This is a genomic window from Pontibacter litorisediminis, assembly GCF_029360645.1.
Classification (GTDB): Bacteria; Bacteroidota; Bacteroidia; order Cytophagales; family Hymenobacteraceae; genus Pontibacter; species Pontibacter litorisediminis.
In genome coordinates this window covers 1,423,806-1,444,222 of record NZ_JARDUA010000001.1, presented here as the reverse complement: position 1 = coordinate 1,444,222, position 20,417 = coordinate 1,423,806, and the positions used below count along the sequence as shown (strand labels likewise).

16 protein-coding genes are annotated in these 20,417 nt (G+C 56.1%); 9 read left to right on the top strand and 7 right to left on the bottom strand.

Features of this window, described 5'->3' with window-relative positions; genetic code table 11:
* Positions 1–202 precede the first annotated feature (202 nt).
* From PXG97_RS06055 to PXG97_RS06025, 7 genes are all read right to left on the bottom strand, one after another.
* On the bottom strand, positions 203–1,438 hold the full coding sequence (locus PXG97_RS06055) for a TonB family protein (RefSeq protein ID WP_276496819.1): 1,236 nt from the start codon (positions 1,436–1,438) through the stop codon (positions 203–205).
* A gap of 100 nt (positions 1,439–1,538) precedes the next feature.
* Positions 1,539–2,837, bottom strand: coding sequence for a M56 family metallopeptidase (locus PXG97_RS06050; protein WP_276496818.1), 1,299 nt, complete (start codon positions 2,835–2,837; stop codon positions 1,539–1,541).
* Entirely contained in the window at positions 2,821–3,213 is a 393-nt protein-coding gene (locus PXG97_RS06045; protein ID WP_276496817.1) for a BlaI/MecI/CopY family transcriptional regulator, read from the bottom strand. The genes PXG97_RS06050 and PXG97_RS06045 overlap by 17 nt, the downstream gene beginning before the upstream one ends.
* A gap of 129 nt (positions 3,214–3,342) precedes the next feature.
* Positions 3,343–4,722, bottom strand: a complete 1,380-nt coding sequence (locus PXG97_RS06040; RefSeq protein WP_276496816.1) for a RagB/SusD family nutrient uptake outer membrane protein — start codon at positions 4,720–4,722, stop codon at positions 3,343–3,345.
* A gap of 17 nt (positions 4,723–4,739) precedes the next feature.
* Positions 4,740–7,721, bottom strand: coding sequence for a SusC/RagA family TonB-linked outer membrane protein (locus tag PXG97_RS06035; protein ID WP_276496815.1), 2,982 nt, complete (start codon positions 7,719–7,721; stop codon positions 4,740–4,742).
* A gap of 242 nt (positions 7,722–7,963) precedes the next feature.
* Entirely contained in the window at positions 7,964–8,539 is a 576-nt protein-coding gene (locus PXG97_RS06030; protein WP_276496814.1) for a histidine phosphatase family protein, read from the bottom strand.
* A gap of 64 nt (positions 8,540–8,603) precedes the next feature.
* Positions 8,604–9,203, bottom strand: coding sequence for a GNAT family N-acetyltransferase (locus PXG97_RS06025; protein ID WP_276496813.1), 600 nt, complete (start codon positions 9,201–9,203; stop codon positions 8,604–8,606).
* Between the two features lie 338 nt (positions 9,204–9,541).
* Here PXG97_RS06025 and PXG97_RS06020 point away from each other — a divergent pair, with 338 nt between their 5' ends.
* From PXG97_RS06020 to PXG97_RS05980, 9 genes are all read left to right on the top strand, one after another.
* Entirely contained in the window at positions 9,542–10,246 is a 705-nt protein-coding gene (locus tag PXG97_RS06020; RefSeq protein WP_276496812.1) for an SDR family oxidoreductase, read from the top strand.
* Positions 10,247–10,321: 75 nt separating this feature from the next.
* Positions 10,322–11,440, top strand: coding sequence for an NAD-dependent epimerase/dehydratase family protein (locus tag PXG97_RS06015; RefSeq protein ID WP_276496811.1), 1,119 nt, complete (start codon positions 10,322–10,324; stop codon positions 11,438–11,440).
* Positions 11,441–11,496: 56 nt separating this feature from the next.
* Positions 11,497–13,542, top strand: coding sequence for an SDR family NAD(P)-dependent oxidoreductase (locus PXG97_RS06010; RefSeq protein WP_276496810.1), 2,046 nt, complete (start codon positions 11,497–11,499; stop codon positions 13,540–13,542).
* A gap of 3 nt (positions 13,543–13,545) precedes the next feature.
* Positions 13,546–14,556 carry an MDR/zinc-dependent alcohol dehydrogenase-like family protein gene (locus tag PXG97_RS06005; protein ID WP_276496809.1) on the top strand — a complete coding sequence of 337 codons (1,011 nt, stop codon included), beginning with the start codon at positions 13,546–13,548 and terminating at the stop codon, positions 14,554–14,556.
* 3 nt (positions 14,557–14,559) lie between these two features.
* On the top strand, positions 14,560–15,606 hold the full coding sequence (locus tag PXG97_RS06000) for a Gfo/Idh/MocA family protein (protein WP_276496808.1): 1,047 nt from the start codon (positions 14,560–14,562) through the stop codon (positions 15,604–15,606).
* Positions 15,607–15,615: 9 nt separating this feature from the next.
* Positions 15,616–16,716, top strand: a complete 1,101-nt coding sequence (locus tag PXG97_RS05995; protein ID WP_276496807.1) for a glycosyltransferase family 4 protein — start codon at positions 15,616–15,618, stop codon at positions 16,714–16,716.
* Between the two features lie 255 nt (positions 16,717–16,971).
* Positions 16,972–18,096: a CgeB family protein gene (locus tag PXG97_RS05990; RefSeq protein ID WP_276496806.1), complete on the top strand. Its 1,125-nt coding sequence runs from the start codon at positions 16,972–16,974 to the stop codon at positions 18,094–18,096.
* A 7-nt stretch (positions 18,097–18,103) separates the two neighbouring features.
* The gene (locus tag PXG97_RS05985) at positions 18,104–19,210 is read left to right on the top strand and encodes a CgeB family protein (protein WP_276496805.1); all 1,107 of its coding nucleotides are present in this window, start codon (positions 18,104–18,106) and stop codon (positions 19,208–19,210) included.
* On the top strand, positions 19,207–20,310 hold the full coding sequence (locus PXG97_RS05980; RefSeq protein WP_276496804.1) for a CgeB family protein: 1,104 nt from the start codon (positions 19,207–19,209) through the stop codon (positions 20,308–20,310). Before PXG97_RS05985 ends, PXG97_RS05980 begins: the two co-directional genes overlap by 4 nt.
* Positions 20,311–20,417: the final 107 nt, after the last annotated feature.

Here is a 20,417-nt window from a genome sequence, read left to right as displayed (position 1 = left end):
CGCTATGCCGGGAGAGTACCGGTGACAGGGCCGGTTCGTTTTACGCATGAGGCCCCTAAAATACAATCATGCTGTTAAGAACCTTCGTGGAATAAGGGCAGCCTACCCCGGAGGCTAAGTCCATGCTACCTGCCATCAGGATTCGTTCAGGATGACAATTTTATACTCCAGCATCTGGAGGGGTTACGTGCAAGAATACCTGTTATTTATACTTTGTCACCACCACATCAGCATGCATGGGTTTATCAGCTAAGGACTTCGTGGTGGCATCATTAATTTTAAACCATACGGCCAGTGTTTGCAGGCCCTTCCCATTATAGGTGATAAATCTCTCTTCTTTGGCAAGCTTCAGTACCCGGAGGACTTCATCCTGCAACTCTCTGTTCTGGTTCTTTCCTAATACATAGTGTAGCGTTCCGTTCTCCAGCATCTCATACTCCATCTCAATGACACTTTCTGCATCAGTGCCGGGATAGCGGAGGTTTTTGGCAAAGAATTTAGCGAGTTGTTTCGGGAATTCCCTGTCCGGGTGAGCAGAAGCCGAAGGTTGGGCTTTGGCTGGGCTGCTTGCTTCCTGTTGGCTTGCTGGCGAGGGGAGGGAATGGTCTATGGGATCAGCCTCGGAACCCAGAAACTGCACCGGAAGCGCTATTTCGGCCGCAACCGGTTGCCCGTTTTTAGTGGCGGGCTGCCATTGGCCGGAGGTGGCTTTTACAGCGGCTGCGGCGGCCTCTGCCAGCTTGGCCACTATGGTTTTGTTCTGCAGGTTAAACGTGGAGGCATCCATGTAGTCAAGCTTGGTGTCCGGGCCTACAGTTTTCTTCAGCTTGGTGCTGGCCAGTTTGATGTTGGATACGGTGCCGTCTTTCTCTACCGTAAACTTCACGACCACCCGCGCGTTCAGGTGCTCCTGCTTGGCTGCTTCGGGTAGTTTCAGGTGCTGGTGTAGCGTCTGCATCAGGGCCTGCTGCCCGCCTTTAAACTGTGGCTGCTGGTCCGGGGCGGCGGCCTCGGCAGGCTCCGTTTTCATGGCAAAGCGGATGGGCAGGGTATATTTTACGGCTACGATCTTGCCATTCTGCTTGCCCGGCTGCCACATGCCGTCCATCAGCTTGATTACGCGTACCGCCTCCGCATCGGTGCTGGAACTGAGCGGCTTTACCACCTGCGCGCTCTTTACTGAGCCATCCGTGTCAATCACAAAGGTCACCACCACCAGTCCCTCCACGCCAGCTTTCACAGCATCTTCGGGATACTTGATGTTGGTGCCCAGAAACTGCATGAGGCCTTTGTCGCCGCCTTTAAAAACCGGCATCTGCTCCACGTAAGTATAGGGCTTGTCCGCTGTTTGGGCAAATGCAGCTGGGGCAGCGGCTAGCGTGGCCATGCTTAGCAGTGCGCTCGCAACCAGCCGGATAAATGTGTCTTTCTTTTTCATGGTTTGATTGGTTTGTTTTTTACTTGGAAAAAGGCAATAATTATCCTGTATCAGCCCAAAACGAGCTGAAAAAGGTGTTTATTAAAGGGAAATTTATACTTTACTTGATGGCGAAGCGGATAGGCAGGGTATACCGTACCGGCACGGCCTTACCGTTTTGTCTGCCGGGGTTCCATTTACCGTCCATCAGCTGTACCACGCGCATGGCCTCCTCGTCAGTGCCCTGCCCCAGGGATTTCACTACCTCAATGTTGGATAAGGAGCCATCCCGGTCAACAACAAAGCTCAGGACCACCAAGCCTTCCACGCCGGCCGCCTGTGCTGCCTTCGGAAAGCGGGTATTTTTTCCCAGGAACTGCATCAGGCCTTTGTCACCGCCTTCAAACGTGGGCATCTGCTCCACGTAAGTATAAGGCTGTTCTCCGGATGGAGCAGTTACTTCATCGTCTGAAATGGTTACAGCTGGAAGCACGTCAGAGCTGGTGCTTGGGGTTAAACTTGAGTTTTCGGCCGTAGCCTGCTGCCGGGCCAGCAGAAAGGCTAATGCCAACAGGAGCGGGGCGGCGAGCAGCGGACGCACCCAGCCTGGTTTGTGCCCCTGCCGTTGCAGCATCTGCAGCCGCTTGAGCACCTGTGGCTTGGTAAAGTAGCTGCCCACCGGCAAACCCATACTTACCAGGGCCTCCCGGGAGAGGAGGGACGTATACTTTTGCGTTTGGTGCCGGCTCACCACGGCAGCGTCGGCCTGGTACTCGTGCACATCGCGCAGCTCCTGCTTTAAAAGCCACACGGCAGGGTGAAACCAAAGTATAGCCGAGAGCAGCTCGTATAAAATGACATCCCAGGTATGGCCATACTTTACGTGCGCCAACTCGTGGGCCAGCACCTGCTCCCGTTCCTGGGGTTGCAGCGGCTCCTGCTGCTGGCTCAGGAAGATGTTTTTCCCGAAGGCGAAGGCGGGGTAAGGACTGCTCAGGTGGTATACTTTTACCCCCTCAGCCTGCCGCGCAAGTATAGCCTGGGCCTTTAGCTGCCGAATCTGCCACAGCTGCCGCACGAGCTTGGAAAGCACCACCGCCACACCCAGCAAGTACAAGGTCGTCAGCAGAGGAACCCAAGGGAAGGCTGCTCCGGTTTCCGCCGCCGCTTCAGGCCGGTAGGCGGTTACCACTACCTCGCCGAGCTGCACTGCCTGTAGCACCTTGGAGACGGCGGCATCCGGGGAAAGTATGGCAGGCCATTGGATTAGGGGGAGCCGCAGCGCGATGATGGGAGCCAACAGCAGGTACGCCCGGTTAAAGCGGAAACTGTTCTGGCCCCGCAGCACCAGGAAGTAAAACAGGTACAAAGCCAGCAGGGCAATGCTTACCTTGAAAGTGTAATTAAGTAGTGCTTCCATCGCTTTCCTCGTTTTCGTCCAGGTTTTGCTTTACGTGTTTTAGCAGCTGGTCCAGCTCCTGCACATCCAGGTTGTTATCCTTGGCAAAGAAGGAGACCAGTTTCTCGAAAGAGCCGCCAAAGTAGCCGCTCATGAAGTTCTTCAGAAAAAAGCTTTTATACTTGTCCTGCCCTACCAGCGGGAAGTACTGGTGTGATTTGCCAAAGGCCTCGTGCCCCACAAAGCCCTTTGTCTCCAGGATACGCACAATGGTAGACACTGTATTGTAGGCGGGCTTCGGCTCAGGTAGCTCCTCCAGAATGTCGCGTACAAAGGCCCGCTCCAGCTTCCAGAGCACCTGCATAATTTCTTCCTCGGCTTTGGTCAGTTCTTTCATAGAAGTATAAAAGGGTGATGTTCTGTGGTAAATATATAACTATATACTTAGTTTAAAAACTAAAAGTTTAGTTTTTAAGGAAAAATTAAAAGCCCCTGTACTTACAGGGGCTTTTTGGTGTTGCTCTGTTTATCCGGAGTAGCCGGGGTTCTGTGTAAGTTGGCCTTGGCTAGCATCTATCTCTCTTCTCGGGATAGGGAAGACCAGCTCCTCAGCATCCCAGGGGATGGTGTAATCTTCTCCTACCAGCTCTCCCTCAGTGCGTTTAAGGTCATGAATACGGAAGCCCTCAAAGGCCAGCTCAAGCCTTCGCTCCAGCAGCACGTCCTCCAGCGTAACGCTGGTCAGCAGGGTGGCGCCAGCTCGTTCGCGGATGCGGTTGATATCCTCTAACGGCGTTGCGCCCACAGCCGAACCCAGGCGCAGGTTAGCCTCGGCTCTGATAAGGTACATCTCTGCTAAGCGTACCACCGGGATATTCTGCCCGTAGCTCGTCCACTTGCCGCTTTGTATGTCGCCATACAGGAAACCGGTGTAAATCAGCTGTGTCAGGCGGGTGTCCTGCTCCTCGTACAGGTCCGCAGAGGCTACGGTTACGTCACCACGGCCAATACCCTCCAGGTCGGCATAGAAGGTGGTAAGGCCGTCGTTGGCGGTACCGGCGTTGTTCTGGTCGTTCTGCTGTATCTCAAAGATAGACTCTGCTGTGTTGTCATTTTGAAAGATAGCCGATACCGAAGGGTTCAGGGTAAAGGGCCCTTCCTCTATAACGCGGTTCGCCTCCTGCAGGGCAGCCGCGTAATCCTGGCGCTGCAAATGGATGCGGGCCAGGAAGGCGCTGGCGGCATAGGTGTTCGCCCGCTCCTCGTTTAGCTCCGGCAGCAGTTCCTTGGCACGCTCCAGGTCCTGGATGGCCTGCTCGTATACTTGGGCAACGGTGTTGCGCGGGGCAAAGGCTCTGGCTTCTGCCTCTGTGGTTACCGGGGTGGTGCGGATCGGTACACCAAGGTTGGTCGTAGGGTCGCCGTCGTTCCACGCTTTTCCGTAAAGCCGCACCAGTTCAAAATGCAGAATGCCCCTTACAAAGAGCGCCTCCCCCTCGATGCGGTCCCGTACCTCGGGGTCTGTGGCCACCTCCAGCTTGCTGAGCACAATGTTTGCAAGGTTAATGGCCTCGTAGGCCGTTAGCCACGTGCGCTGGGCCTCTATGTTATCCGATGTCATGTTCTTGTTGCTCACCTGGCGATAGCCGGCAAAGGTACCATACCAGAACACGTTCTCCTCGGAGGCAAGCAGCTCAGGAAGCAGCAGCAGGTTGGTGCCGTACAAGGATGGCTCCCCCAGCAGGGCGTACATGCCGATCACCGCACCCTGCAGGTCCTGCTGGGTGGTGATCGCGTTTCGGGCATCTATGGATTGCTGCGGCTCTACGTCCAGCATGTCCTCGCAGCCTGTGGCGCCGAGGCAGAGGGTGAGTAGAGCGATCAGTATTTTATTTTTGAATGTCATGTCTTGTCAGATTTAGATTACAAACCAATGTTCACGCCTATGGTAAAGGTTTTGGCCAGGGGCGGAGTGTAAAAATCGTGGCCAAGGTTCACGTTGCTGCGTCCGAAATAGGTGGTGTTCACCTCAGGGTCATAGCCTTCATAGTCTGTAAAGGTGGCCAGGTTCGTTGCCTGCACGTAGATTCTGGCCGACTCCAGGTGGAGCCTCTCGGTGATGGCGGATGGCAGCCTATAGCCTAGGTTCACATTGTTGATTCTCAGGAACGAGCCGTCCTGTACCCATCTGGAGGAGCGCTCGCCGCCGTTTCCCTCCAGATACCTTGCCTGCGGCACATCGGTAATATCGCCGGGCTGTTGCCATCTGTTCAGCTGGTCCTTTGTCTGGTTATCGAAGTAGTCCCCGTTCACTGATTGGAAGAAACCGGCCATGTTGAAGATGTCATTGCCCTGCACAAACTGCATCAGCACGTTCAGGTCGAAGCCTTTGTAAGAGAAGTTGTTTGTCAGGCCGCCTGTGTACTTGGGGTTCGGGTTACCCACGCGCTGGTCCTCAGCCTGGCTGTAATCACTGGTCACCTCATCGCTGCCTGCCTGGATGTAGAACAGGGCATCCCCTGTCTGCGGGTCAACGCCGGCATACTTAGGGCCCCAGAAAACAGCCATCGGCTCGCCCTCACGTATCTGCCCCAGGCCTCTGGAGTTACCGAAGATCGTGTTTCCGCCAAGGTCGGTTACTTTGTTGCGGTTAAAGGCGATGTTAAAGTTGGTGCTCCACTGGAACTCTCCCACCAGGTTGCGGGTGTTCACAACAAACTCAACCCCCTTGTTTTCGAGTTTACCGATGTTCTTGGTGATGATGGTGTAGCCGTTGTAGCCGGGGATCGGCAGGTTCAACAGCAGGTCTTCCGTGTTCTTCACATAATAGTCCACTTCGCCCGTAATCCTGTCGTCAAACAGGCCGTAGTCGATGCCTACATCCAGCTGCTTGGTTTTTTCCCAGCGCAGGTCCTCGCTTGGGAGGCTGGTAGGAATCAGGCCTGCCAGCTCTTCATAGGCGGCAGCGCTGTAGAGCGCCAGCGGGGCGAAGTTGGCAATCTCGGCATTACCTGTCAAACCGTAGCTGGCTCTTAGCTTTAAGAAGCTAAGCAGGTTGGAGTCGCCCAGAAACGGCTCCTCCGACACAATCCATCCGGCTGAAGCGGCCGGGAACGTGCCGTAGCGGTTGCCGGAGCCAAACCTGGAGGAACCATCCACCCGGACGCTGCCACTGAACAGGTACTTTTGGTTGAGCACATAGTTGGTGCGGGCATAGTAGGAAACGAACACATAACCTGTCTCGGAGGAGGAGCCGCTGGTAATACGCGCCGCACTGGCTATCTTCCTGAAACGGTCGCTCGGGAAGCCACGGGCCTCCACCGAGGCGGAGCTTGTGCTGGCGTCCTGGTAGCTGAAACCTGCCAGTGCCTCTATCTTATGGGCATCATTGATCAGGGTATTATAAGAGAGTGTATTGTTCGTGTTGTAGTTGATAGACGTAAGCTGCGAGTTATAGCCGTAGCCGGAGGGGCCACCGTCTTGTGTCTGGCTGCCCAGGTACAGCTCTTCCTGGAGGTTCAGGAAATCTATGCCATGCTCTGTCCTGAACGTAAGGTTTTGCAGCAGGTCCACTTCCAGAAAACCGGTGCTGATCGTGCGGTAGGTGGTGGCGTCGTTAAAGCCGTCGCGCTGGTCTATCAGGTTATTGTAGTAAAGCGTCCTTCGGTTTAGCTCCCCCGTTTCCGGGTCTATCTTGGGCTGGATGGGGGGGAGGGCGTTCAGCTGAATCACATTGGAGAAGGCGTTGTCGTCGGATACGCGCTTGTTAAGCGTGCGGATAAGGGAGACGTTGGCGCCAATCCTGAACCTGCTGCTGATGCTGTGGTCAATGTTAAAGCGCCCTGAGGCCCTGTCAAACTCGTTGCCGATCAGGATGCCGTCTGTGGTGTTGTAGTTGCCATTAATGTAGAAGCGGGTTTTCTCGTTACCGCCGCTCAAACCAATCTCATACTGGGATACGCTTCCCGTCCTGAAGGGCTCCTCTGCCCAGTTCTGGTCGTAGGGGGAGTTGATGTCCAGGCCGTTTCTGGCGAAGGTGCTCTCGGGGTCGCGCCCCACATTTTCGATCGCCTCCGTGAACAGCTCTATGTACTCCGACGCATTCAGGAACTCCCGGATCTTGGTGGGGCGGCTAAAGCCGGTGTAGTAGTTGAACGTGATGTTGGTTTTACCGGCCTGCCCTCTCTTGGTGGTAATGATAACCACACCGTTGGAGGCCCTGGAGCCGTAGATGGCCGCTGCAGAAGCATCTTTCAGGATCTCGATAGAGGCAATGTCGTTCGGGTTGATATCGGCGATGGGGTTGAGGGGCTCGGAGTTGCTGGTGCCCAGGTCAGAGGAGGTTACCGGAATACCGTCCACCACGTAAAGCGGCTGGTTGCTGGCCGAAACGGAGGCAGCACCCCGAATACGAATGTTAATGCCCTGTCCCAGCTTGCCACTGCCCTGGTTAATGTAAACGCCGGCCGCTCTGCCCTGCAGCGCCGACTCAAGCGATGGGGTGGGTATGTTGGCGATCTGCTCACCCGAGATCTGCGCAATGTTACCTGTCAGCTCCTGCTTTAGCTGGGTGCCATAGCCCACTACCACCACTTCCTCCAGCTGTCTCTGGTCTGTGCTGAGCTGTACGTTTATGGTGGTTCGCCCCTGCACAGGCACCTCTTGCGTCGTCATGCCAACAAAGCGGAAGACCAGGGTGGCATTTGGCTGCACGCTCAGGTTATACTCTCCGTCCGATCCGGTGGTAACGCCATTGGTTGTGCCTTGCTCCAGCACTGTAACTCCGGGCAGTGCGGATCCATCCGACGCCGAGGTTACCCTGCCGCTTACGTTCTGCGTCTGTGCCCACACCTCCGGTGCCAGCAGCAAGATCATCAGTAAACTTAGTAGTACATTTTTCTTCATGGTTGCGGGGTTTAGTAATAAGGAGTGTTCTAATCAGTCTATTCAAATAGAAGCAGCGTGATTTACTCGACTGCAGCCGTGAGCTGGTAGAGTAGGAAGGGTCTATAAGTATGTTTTACCAGAAGTTACAGGCGATCATCAGGAACGAGCTGCTGGATAGGCAGTTGCAACATGCACAGCTACAGCAGGTATTTATACTTTATAGTAAGCGTCAAGTTGCATTTATAAGTATAAATATTTACTTATTCAAGGGTAAGCATATGTACTGATAGAAAGCTGCTGCCGCCTTTTATACTTTCCTGCCAGCCAAGTTGCCTTAGCTCGCGGCGGATAAAGTTGTTGAGCAGGCCATGGGCGACCAGCACAGTGGTTTGGTGCTGGCGGGCATCCTGGTCCAGCAGTTTGGCGGCTTCACGGGCTCGGGCTCGTGCCTGGCGGAACGTCTCGATATCGCGACTGTTAAAGCCCAGGAACCAGAGCAGGCGGGCACTCAGCAGCCACAGTTTGATGGGCATGCGCAGCAACGGCAGCGTAAAAATGCGGCGCTCGAACTCCCGGAACGTCGGATCAATCTTCAACTCGACCCCATCCCCGAAAATAGCGCGGGCCGTGAGTTGGGAGCGCACCAGCGTGCTGCAGAACACTTTCCTGATTTGTTTATAGGGCAGCGCCTCATGCTGGAGCACAAACTCCTCCACCTGGGCTGTGTCGTAGTCGGAGATGTACCTGCGGGCAGCCGCTGCATCAAAAAAGCCCTTACGGTCTACCTTGGGCTTGGCGTGGCGGATAAGGAAAATGCGGTGTGGGCTAGGGCTCAACGGTCTGCAGCTTTGGTTCCGGTATACTTACCCGTAACCGCCGACTGTGGTTGCTGTGATTCTATCACGTACCTGCTGAGGCAAGAAAATCGGAAAACACCCGCTGTTTTATGGCTGGCCACTCAGCCCGGAGAATACTATAGTATATGGTGTCGCGGCGACGGCCGTCATGCATTTGGGTGTGGCTGCGTAGCACACCTTCTTCTGTGGCCCCGATCTTAAGCATGGCCCTGCGCGAGCGCTGGTTCAGCACGTCGGTCTTTAACTCCACCCGCTCCATGTGCAGCTCCTCAAAGGCATACTGCAGCAGCAAGAATTTGCAGTGGCGGTTCATCCCGGTGCCACGGCAGGCCTTGCTCAGCCAGGTCCAGCCAATTTCCAGGCGCCTGTCGGGCAGCGAAATGTTGCCGTAGCTGGTGCTGCCGGCCAGTCGCCCCGTGGTCCTGTCCACGATCATAAACGTGTAGCGGGTGCCGGTGGCAAAGCCCTGCTCCACAGTGGCTGCCCATGCCTGCAACTCCTCGGGAGTGCTGATGCGGGTGGGCATGAAGCGCCAGATGTCTTCGTCATAAACGATGCTGGCAAGGTTGTTTACATCCGTCGGCTGGTAACGGCGGAGCAGTACGCGGTCGTCCTGCAGTTGGGTGGCTGCTTGAAAGTCCATACGAAGGGCATATAGCTAAGAGCGGGTAAATTAGTCAGTTTATGCCTCCCTGCAAAGTATGGGATGCCGCATACAGGTGCAGCCTGTGCTGTCGCTTAGTTAGAGAGAGGTGCCTGCGTGGGATTGGCGGGGCAGCACGACTTTGCAGTACAACTGAAACGCAGGAGAATTTAGGATTCTTCGGAGGTGAAACTTCTTAAATGGGCGCTAACAGAATAATTAGGCTGGTTTTATATAGCAATCTTTCAGCATCTACAACCCTATTTCCCTCTGCTACGTTCAACCAACAAGTTTTTAGCACCCTTAAAATTTAGGAGGAGGATATACTAGCGACCAACGTGCAGCAGCTGAAAGGTAAACATGCGATCATAAGCGGAGGCGGTTCCGGCATTGGAAGAGCCATTGCCGAGCAGCTTTCTGCAGACGGGGTAAACACCGCCATTGCTGATCTGCACCTACCTGCTGACCTTTCCTCCGGCATCACCCCCTTTAGCTGTAACGTAGCCGATGCCGCTGCGGTAGACACCCTTTTTTTTGAGGTACAGCAGCAGCTGGGCAAGCCCAACATACTGGTGTGCAGTGCAGGGCAGGGGGTGCACGAGAAGCTCACGGAAGGGGACCCGGAAAAGTGGCAGCACGTGATTAACACCAACCTGATGGGCACCCTGCGCATGATACGGGCCTTTGTGCCGGGGATGCAGGAGGCAGGCGCAGGAGATGTGGTGATTGTCTCGTCGGTGGCGGCCGGGCAGGCGTATGCCTACGGAGGCATCTACGCCGCTACCAAAACAGCCCTGCAGGTAATCGCTGAAACCCTGCGTCAGGAAGTACTGCCTACCATTCGTGTCACGGTTATAGCCCCTGGCGTAACCGACACGGCCTTCTTCAAAAACACCCTATCCGGAAGCCAGACGGTGGAGAGCATTGGCTACGGGGCCATAACGCCAGGGCAGGTGGCCGATGCCGTGCTTTACGCCCTGCGGCAGCCGCCGGGGGTATCCATCAACAACATCACCCTCAGGCCTACGGCGCAGGCTTTTTAGCATTAGCCGGAATCAACCAAGAACATCAGCACCCACAATAATTAAAACAGACTAAACAGACAGAAACACCTAACTATGAAGAACAGAGTATTGATAACCGGAGGAGCCGGATTTATTGGGTCTCACCTGGCCGATGAACTGCTGCAGCAAGGCTATACCGTAAGAGCACTGGACAACCTGAGCGAGCAGGTGCACGGAAAAGACTGCCAGCGACCGGAATACCTGCACGAGGACGTGGAGTTGCTGGTAGGGGATGTGCGCAACCCGGAGGACGTGGCCCGTGCCCTGGAGGGGGTGGACTACGTGTTTCACTTCGCGGCCATGGTGGGCGTAGGGCAGAGCATGTATGAGCTGCGCGAGTACACGGATGTAAACAACATCGGCACTACGGTGCTGCTCGAAGCGCTGATCAAGAACCCGGTGAAGAAACTGGTGGTGGCCAGCAGCATGAGCATTTACGGGGAGGGCCTGTATAAAACGCCTTCCGGTGATTTGACTACCGTGCAGGAGCGCCCCCTGGAGCAGTTGAAAGCCGCCGACTGGGAACTGTACAACGGGCAGGGCGAGCAGCTGCAGCCGGTGCCAACGCCAGAATCTAAGACGCCGTCGCTCTCCTCGGTGTACGCGCTGAGCAAGTACGACCAGGAGCGCCTTTGCCTGATGGTGGGCCGCGCCTACAACATCCCGACCGTAGCGATGCGCTTCTTTAACGTGTACGGCACGCGCCAGGCGCTTTCCAACCCCTACACCGGGGTGCTGGCTATCTTTGCCTCACGCCTTCTAAACAACAACTCCCCCATGATTTTCGAAGACGGGTACCAGCAGCGGGACTTTGTGCATGTGCGTGACGTGGCCCTGGCCTGTCGCCTGGCCATGGAGAAGGAGGAGGCCACTGGCAAGGTGTTTAACGTGGGCAGCGGCAACAACTATACAATCTGCGAGATAGGCGAGCGCCTGGCCACCGTGATGGGCAAAACGCACCTGAAGCCAGAGATAACAGGCAAGTACAGGGTGGGGGACATCCGCCACTGCTACGCCGATATATCGCTGGCCAAAGAAGTGCTGGGCTTTTATCCGCAGGTAGAGTTTAATGCCGGGCTGGAGGAACTGGCCAACTGGCTGGAAGGGCAGATTGCTGATGACCGTGTAAATGAGGCAAGCGCAGAGCTCGCCGCACGAGGGTTAACCGTGTAAGCAGCCAACCCAAAACGTCAAATAAGAATTGAATGAAGATGAACACAGATACACAAATGAGTAACAGCAAAACCGCTTTGCCGGTGGTGGGGCTGGTGGAGTGGTTTCGGCCTGGGGAGTATGAGCATGTAAAAGAGACGCTGGCCAGCTTAAAGGAGCTTGGCGTAACGGAGCTGCGCACCGGGGTGTCGTGGGCCGACTACTACACCGCCGGCGGCAAAGACTGGTACGACTGGCTGATCCCTACGCTGGCGAAGGAGGTGAATCTGCTTCCTTGCTTTTTGTACACGCCCCCAAGTATAGGCGAGAAACCCCGTACCTCCTCCCCCCCAAAAGATAAAAAGGCCTACGCCGATTTTCTGGATGTGTTTATTGCCAAGCACGGAGAGCACTTTGAGTGGGTGGAGCTGTGGAACGAGCCGAACAACCTGACAGAGTATGACTTTGCCCATGACTACGGCTGGAATAAGTTTGCCGAGATGGTGGGCGGCGCAGCCCACTGGTGCCAGCAGCTGGGCAAGAAAACGCTGTTGGGCGGCATGAGCCCGATAGACCCGAACTGGCTGCAGACCATGTACGACCACGGCGTGATGCAGTACATCGATGCCGTAGGCATCCACGGCTTCCCACACGTGTTCGATCAGATGTGGGACGGCTGGGAAGAAAACGTGCAGGCAGTACGTGAGGTAATGGCGCGCAATAACTGCAAGGCCGAACTCTGGATAACTGAAGCCGGGTTCTCTACCTGGCAACACGATGAGTACAAGCAACTGCAGGAGTTTGTGGAGGTGCTGAAGGCGGACGCCGTCCGTGTATACTGGTATGCCGTAAAAGATTTGGATGCAAAACTACCAACAGTCGGTGGTTTTCACCTGGATGACCGGGAGTACTACTTCGGGCTGAAGCGTGCCGACGGCACCAGCAAGCTGCTTTACCGCCTGTGGGCACGCCACGGCCTGGAAAAGCTGCACGAGCTGGCGTACGTGAAGCGCACCATCGACGACGATACCCAACCTTATACTTTGATAACCGGCGGCGCCGGCTTTGTGGGCACCAACCTGGCCAAGCGCCTGCTGGAGCAGGGCAAGCGCGTGCTGGTGTTCGACAGCCTGAGCCGCGAAGGGGTGGAGAAAAACCTGCAGTGGCTGCACGATACTTACGGCGATAAGCTGGAGGTGTACGTGGGCGATATCCGCGACATGCAGGCCGTGCGTCAGGTCATGAAGCGTGCCGAACAGGTGTTCCATTTTGCCGCCCAGGTGGCCGTTACCACTTCGCTGGACCTGCCCATCAACGATTTTGAGATCAACGCGCGCGGCATCATTAACGTGCTGGAGGCGATACGGGAGCAGGACACCCCGCCACCGCTGGTGTTCACCTCCACCAACAAGGTATACGGCGGCCTGGAGGACATGGAGTTCATCTCCAACGGCTCCCGCTATTACCCGGCCGATGCCAGCGTAAAGAAGTTCGGCATCTCCGAAAAACGCCACCTCGATTTCCATAGCCCGTACGGCTGCTCTAAAGGCGCGGCCGACCAGTATGTGATCGACTATGCCCGCACCTATAACCTGCCGATGGCGGTGTTCCGGATGAGCTGCATCTACGGCCCGCACCAGTACGGCAATGAGGACCAGGGCTGGGTGGCGCACTTTGCCATCCGGGCCATAGAGGGCGAGCCGGTAAACATTTACGGCGACGGCAAGCAGGTGCGCGATATCCTCTTTGTGGAGGACCTGGTGGACGCCTTCCTGCTGGCGCAGGAGCACATGCCGCACATCACCGGGCAGGCCTTTAACATTGGTGGCGGTCCCGCCAACACGGTTAGTTTGCTGGAGCTGCTCAAAACCATTGGCAAGTACCGTGGCAAAGAGGTTCCTCTCAAGTTCGGCGACTGGCGCCCCGGAGACCAGCATTACTATGTGTCCGACACACGCAAGTTTCAGGAGGCCACCGGCTGGTATCCGAAGCACAACGTGCAGGAGGGCGTTGCCAAGCTGTACCAGTGGCTGTGCGAGAACCGCGGCTACGAAGTGCCGATGACACTCTCCACCGTTTTAGAAAAAGAGGAAGAACCTGTTAAAAAAGCAGCAGTAGCTTAATCTATGCAAGACACCCTTACAACTGATCAGAAACCGGTAGCCGCTACCCAGGCTACCACCATGCGGGCGGCCGTGGTAACCTCGCCGCAAAGTATAAAAGTAGAAGAAACCGCCCTGCCTGAGCCAAAGGCAGGGCAGGTGCGCATCCGGCTGCAAGGTTGTGGCCTGTGCGCCTCCAACATACCTGTGTGGGAGGGGCGGGAGTGGTTTAGCTACCCCGTGGAGGCCGGTAACCCGGGCCACGAAGGCTGGGGTGTGGTAGATGCCGTAGGGGAGGGCGTAACTGCCGTGAAGCCCGGCGACCGCGTGGCGGCCCTGTCTTATAACGCTTATGCCGAGTACGATCTGGCCGATGCCGATAAGGTGGTGAAGCTGCCGGAGAGCCTGGCGGGTAAACCTTTTCCGGGAGAGCCGCTCGGTTGCGCCATGAATATCTTCGGGCGCAGTGACGTGCAGGCGGGGCAGACGGTGGCCATATTGGGCATCGGTTTCCTGGGGGCGCTGCTGGTGCAGCTGGCCAAAAATGCGGGCGCGCGTGTCATCGCCGTGTCGCAGCGGGAGTTCTCACTGGAGGTTGCCCGTGCATGTGGGGCCGATGAGGTGGTTAAAATGGATGATCACTATAAAATCATAGAGAAAGTTAAAGAACTGACAAACGGAAACTTCTGTGAGCGCGTAATAGAGTGCACCGGAAAGGAGTGGCCGCTGAACCTGGCTGGCGAATTGACGGCTGAGCGCGGCAGGCTGGTCATCGCCGGTTTCCATCAGGATGGGATGCGTCAGGTAAATGTCCAACTTTGGAACTGGCGCGGCCTCGATGTCATCAATGCGCATGAGCGCGACCCAAAAGAGTACATTAAAGGTATCAAAGCTGCCGTAGCGGCTGTGGAGCAAGGTAAAATTGACCCAGACAGCCTCTATACGCATACCTACACTTTAGATAACATAGCGAAAGCATTCGAAAATCTCACAAATCGCCCTGATGGCTTTGTGAAAGCCCTAATAACGTACTGAAACATGACGGAAACTGTACTAGACAAGGCGGAAGCCTTACCTGCATCTTCTTCTTCTATCCATTCAAAACCGAAACTCGGGTTCCTGGGTGTAGGCTGGATCGGCCGTAACCGCATGGAAGTGATCGCAAAGCACGAGGCTGGGGAGGTGACATGCGTCTCTGACACAGCAGCCCAGAATGCGGAGGAGGCCCTGAAAAGTGCCCCGCAGGCTGAGCAGGTACACTCGCTGGAGGCCATGCTGCACAAGCCGGAGCTGGACGGAATCGTGATTGCCACGCCAAGCGCTTTCCATGCCGAGCAAAGCATGCTGGCGCTGGAGGCCGGTAAGGCTGTGTTTTGCCAAAAGCCGCTGGGCCGCAACGTGGAGGAAACAAAACGCGTGGTAGAGGCTGCCCGCAAGGGCGACAAACTGCTGGGCGTAGACCTGTCTTACCGTTACACCAAGGCCATGCAAGAGGTGTACAAGGTGGTGCAGAGCGGGGAGTTGGGGCAGATTTATGCCATCGAGCTGGTGTTCCACAACGCCTACGGCCCGGACAAAGCCTGGTTCTACGAGCCAAAGCTCTCCGGCGGCGGCTGCGTGATTGACCTGGGCGTGCACCTGGTGGATCTGGCGCTGTGGGGCATGAACTTCCCGAAAGTCAAAAACGTGCAAAGCCACCTCTATGCCAAAGGCAAGCCGATAAGTATGGTGGAGGGCAAGGTTGAGGACTATGCCACGGCCAGTATTGAGCTGGAAGGCAACACGCATGTGCAGCTAAGCTGCTCCTGGAACTTGCCAGCCGGACAGGAAGCCATCATCAGCGCCACCTTCTACGGCATCAACGGTGGCGTAGCCTTCAAAAACGTGAACGGCTCCTTCTACGACTTTGTGGCGGAGCGCTACTACGGCACCAAGACAGAGCAGCTGAGCACCCCTCCCGATGAATGGATGGGCCGTGCCGGCGTGGCCTGGGCAGAGCGCGTTGCCGGCGGCGAGGGCTTCAGTCAGGAGGCAGAGGAGTTTGTGAGAGTAGCAGAGGTACTAGATAAAATTTACGGAAGATAAGAAGAGAACATGGAAGCACATCATCCCTCAAAGATATTGATGACCGCTGATACCGTTGGTGGTGTCTGGACATACGCGCTGGAGCTGATCCGGGCGCTGGCCCCGTTTAAAACGCACGTTTCCCTGGCTACCATGGGTGCCCCCTTGTCGGAGGAGCAGCGCGCGCAGGCCGAGGAAATCGACAACCTGACCATTTACGAGAGCGACTATAAGCTGGAGTGGATGGACAGCCCCTGGGAGGACGTGGAGAAAGCGGGCGAGTGGCTCCTGAAGCTGAAAGAGGAGGTGCAGCCTGACCTGGTACACCTGAACGGGATGGTGCACGGCGCCCTGAACTTCGGGGTACCAACCGTGGTGGTGGTGCACTCGTGCGTGCTGTCGTGGTGGAAAGCCGTGAAGGATGAAGAGGTGCCGAAGGAATGGGACAAGTATAAAGAACTGGTCACCCAGGGGCTGCAGAACGCCACCATGGTAGTGGCACCTACCCAAGCCATGCTGCACCAGGCCGAAGCGCTGTACGGCCCGTTCCAGAACAGCACGGTGGTGTACAACGGCCGTGGCCAGCACACATTCCTGTTTGGCAAGAAGGAGCCGTTTGTGTTCAGCATGGGGCGTGTGTGGGATGAGGCCAAGAACATTTCGATGCTCGCGCACATCGCCTCCGACTTGCAGTGGCCGGTATACATTGCCGGCGATGCCCGCCACCCGGCTACCGGCAAAGAGGTGCAACTGGAGAACGTGCATTTCCTGGGGCAGCTGACGGAGAAAGAGGTGTCGGACTGGTTGTCGAGAGCTTCTATTTATGCCTTGCCTGCCAAGTATGAGCCGTTCGGGCTGACGATTCTGGAAGCCGCCATGTCGGGTTGTGCACTGGTGGTAGGCAAAACCGACAGCCAGGCTGAGATTTGGGGCAACGCCGCCAAGTACGTAAACCCGAACGACGCCGATGAACTGCGCGACACCATCAACCACCTGATCGACGATGAGTTTGGCCGTAACATTATGGCTATGCGGGCCATTAAGCGCTCCCATGGCTACACAGCCGACCCAATGGGCCAGGACTACGACCATGTGTACCGCCAGCTGCTGAAGCAAACCGTTACCGCGTAAATGGTGAATAAGCGATTGAGGGCATGAGTAAATTTCAACTTTGAATAGTTGACTTTGGGTTACCTGAGTGCTCTGGAGGCTTGGCAGCAACGCCATCTTGTAAAGATGCTGGTGGCGTAATGCGAAGGCTGTCGGTACCAAACAACCAGGTTTTCTCGGGATGGCAAAACAGAAATTCAAAGCATACAATTCACCCAACCACGCATCCACTCAGTCACCATTGATTTACTCAATCACACATTCAAAACTAACCCTATGAATATTACCCTTTTCTACCACTCAATCCTTTCTGACTGGAACCATGGCAATGCGCATTTTCTGCGCGGCATTGTGCGGGAGCTGGAGGAGCGGGGGCACCAGGTGAACGTGTACGAGCCCGAGAACGGCTGGAGCCTGCAGAACCTGGTAGAGGGCTACGGTAAAGAAAAGCTGGACGAGCTGCAAACTTATTATCCGGGCATCAGCACGAACTTTTATACTTTGGAAAGTATAAACCTGGATGACGTGTTGGCTGATGCTGACCTGGTGCTGGTGCATGAGTGGAACGAGCACGCACTGGTGAAGCGCGTCGGAGAGCACCGCGCCAACAGCGGTAAGTATAAACTGCTGTTCCACGACACGCACCACCGCGCCGTAACAGAGCGTGAAAGCATGGCCAAGTATGACCTGACGCACTACGACGGCGTACTGGCCTTCGGGCAGAAGATACGGGATTTATACTTGCAGGAGGGCTGGACCCAGAAAGCCTGGACCTGGCACGAGGCCGCCGACACCTCCGTTTTCTACCCGCACGAACGAGGAAACGTTGAAGGCGACCTGGTGTGGATCGGTAACTGGGGCGACGAGGAGCGCACAGCCGAGCTGCATGAGTTCCTGATCAACCCGGTGAAGGAGCTGGGACTGAAGGCCAAGATCTACGGCGTGCGCTACCCGGAGCATGCCCGTAAAGCACTGGCCGATGCCGGTATCGAGTATGGTGGCTGGCTGCCCAACTACAAAGCCGCCGAGGAGTTTGCCAAGTATAAAGTGACGGTGCACGTGCCGCGCCGGCCATACGTGGAGGCATTGCCGGGCATCCCGACCATCCGTCCGTTCGAGGCCATGGCCTGCGGCATTCCGCTGATCTCCTCGCCCTGGGATGATGCCGAAAACCTGTTTATGCCGGGAGAGGATTTCCTGGTGGCCCGCAACGGCGAGGAGATGAAGCAGCAGCTGCAAACCATTCTCAACAACCCTGAAAAAGCAAAAGAAGTGGCCGCACACGGACTTGAAACCATTCGCAGCCGCCACACCTGTGCCCACCGTGTAAATGAGCTGGAGAAAGTATGTGAGGAGCTGGGCATAGCCGAATCAAAAATCTATCTCACCCAAAAAGCTTAAACCCCTCATGAAGAATACCAAACTCAACATCGCCTTCTTTGGCTCCAGCCTGGTGTCTGCTTACTGGAACGGTGCCGCCACCTACTACAGAGGCATTGTGAGAGCCCTGAGCGAGCGCGGCCATCACGTTACGTTTTACGAACCCGATGCCTACGACCGCCAGCAGAACCGCGACATGGAGGACCCGGACTGGGCCAAAGTAGTGGTGTATGAGGCCACGGAAGAGGCGGTTCAAAAATGTTTAGAGGATGCCCAAAGCGCCGACATGGTAGTGAAGGCCAGCGGCGTGGGCGTGTTTGACGAGTTGCTGGAGCGTGAGGTGCTGCAACTGCAGACCGAGGAGCGCTTGGTGGTGTTCTGGGATGTGGATGCCCCAGCCACTTTGGACCGCGTGCACAACAACCCCGAAGACCAGTTCCTGCAGCTGATCCCGCAGTACGACATGGTGCTGACCTACGGCGGCGGCGATCCGGTGGTAAATGCCTACGAGGCGCTGGGCGCGAAAAAATGCGTGCCGATCTACAACGCCCTAGACACCGCCACCCACTTCCCCGTGGAACCAGACCCTCGCTTTGCCTGCGACCTGGCTTTCCTGGGCAACCGCTTGCCTGACCGCGAGGCCCGCGTGGAGGAGTTCTTCCTGAAGCCAGCGGCATTGGAGCTGAATAAGAAGTTCATTATTGGGGGCAGCGGCTGGGGTGACAAGCAGATGACGGATAATGTGCACTATGTGGGCCACGTGTACACCAAAGACCACAACGCCTTTAACTGCACCCCGAAGGCGGTGCTGAACATTAGCCGCGAGAGTATGGCCCGCTACGGGTTCTCGCCGGCCACACGCGTGTTCGAGGCTGCCGGAGCCGGAGCTTGTATCATTACCGATTATTGGGAGGGGATCGACTTCTTCTTTGAGCCAGGCACCGAGATACTGGTGGCCAAAGACGGGGCCGAGGTGGCCGAAATTATGGCTGATTTATCTGCAGAAAAAGCAAAAGCAATCGGAGAAGCTGCGTATAAGAAAGTACTGGCTGCGCACACCTATCATCACCGCGCAGCGCAACTGGAAAAACTGCTATACGCAGAAGTTAAATCTACAAACAAAGCATTAGCATGAATATCGTAATTCTTGGCTTATCCATCACCTCCAGTTGGGGCAACGGCCATGCCACCACGTTCAGGGGTTTGGTAAGGGAGCTAAACAAGCAGGGCCATCTGGTTACTTTTCTGGAACGGGACGTGCCCTGGTACGCCGGCAACCGCGACCTAGCCAACCCGGAGTACTGCCGCACGGAGCTCTACAAATCGGTGGATGACCTGAAAAACCGTTTTACAGAAGAAGTGCGCGAGGCCGACATGGTGATTGTGGGCTCTTACGTGCCGGAGGGCGTGCCTGTAGGAGAGTGGGTGATCAAGACGGCGCGGGGCATCAAGGCTTTTTACGACATTGATACACCGGTAACACTAGCTAAACTGGAGCGCGAGGATTACGAGTACCTGCACCCGAACCTCATTCCCAAGTATGACCTGTATCTGTCGTTTACCGGCGGGCCAACCCTGGACCTGCTGGAGCAGAAGTACGGCTCGCCCATGGCGCGTGCGTTGTACTGCTCTTTCGACCCAGGCCTGTACTACCCGGAGCTGATGGAGTGCAAATGGGATCTGGGCTACCTGGGCACCTACTCCGACGACCGCCAACCGCCGCTGGATAAGCTGATGCTGGAGGCCGCTAGGCAGTGGCCGTTAGGGCGCTTTGTGGTGGCAGGTCCGCAGTACCCGGCAAGTATAAAATGGCCCTCCAACGTGGAGCACATCCATCACCTGCCGCCTGCCGGGCACCGCACCTTTTACAACAGCCAGCGCTTCACCATGAACATCACGCGTGCCGATATGGTGAAGGCCGGCTATGCGCCAAGCGTGCGGCTGTTCGAGGCAGCGGCCTGCGCCACCCCGATCATCTCCGATTACTGGGAAGGTTTGGAGACGATCTTTGAACCCGGAACAGAGATCCTGATTGCACGGGATACCAAAGATACGCTGAAGTACCTACGCGAGATCTGCAAATCGGAGCGTAAGCTGATAGGCGAGCGTGCCCGCAAAAAAGTGATGGCCCACCACACGGCCGCCCACCGCGCCAAGGAACTGATCAATTATGCCGAAGAACTAATGACGCTGGGAAACTCTTTTGCCAGCACAAAGGTAGGCCAGGAAGTATAAACTTTACGTACGCATCTAACAGACAGCCGCTTCTGCACTAGGCCAGGGCGGCTGTCTTCGTTTATGTATCAATAGCTGCTGCACCTGCGTAAGCATGCCTATATACT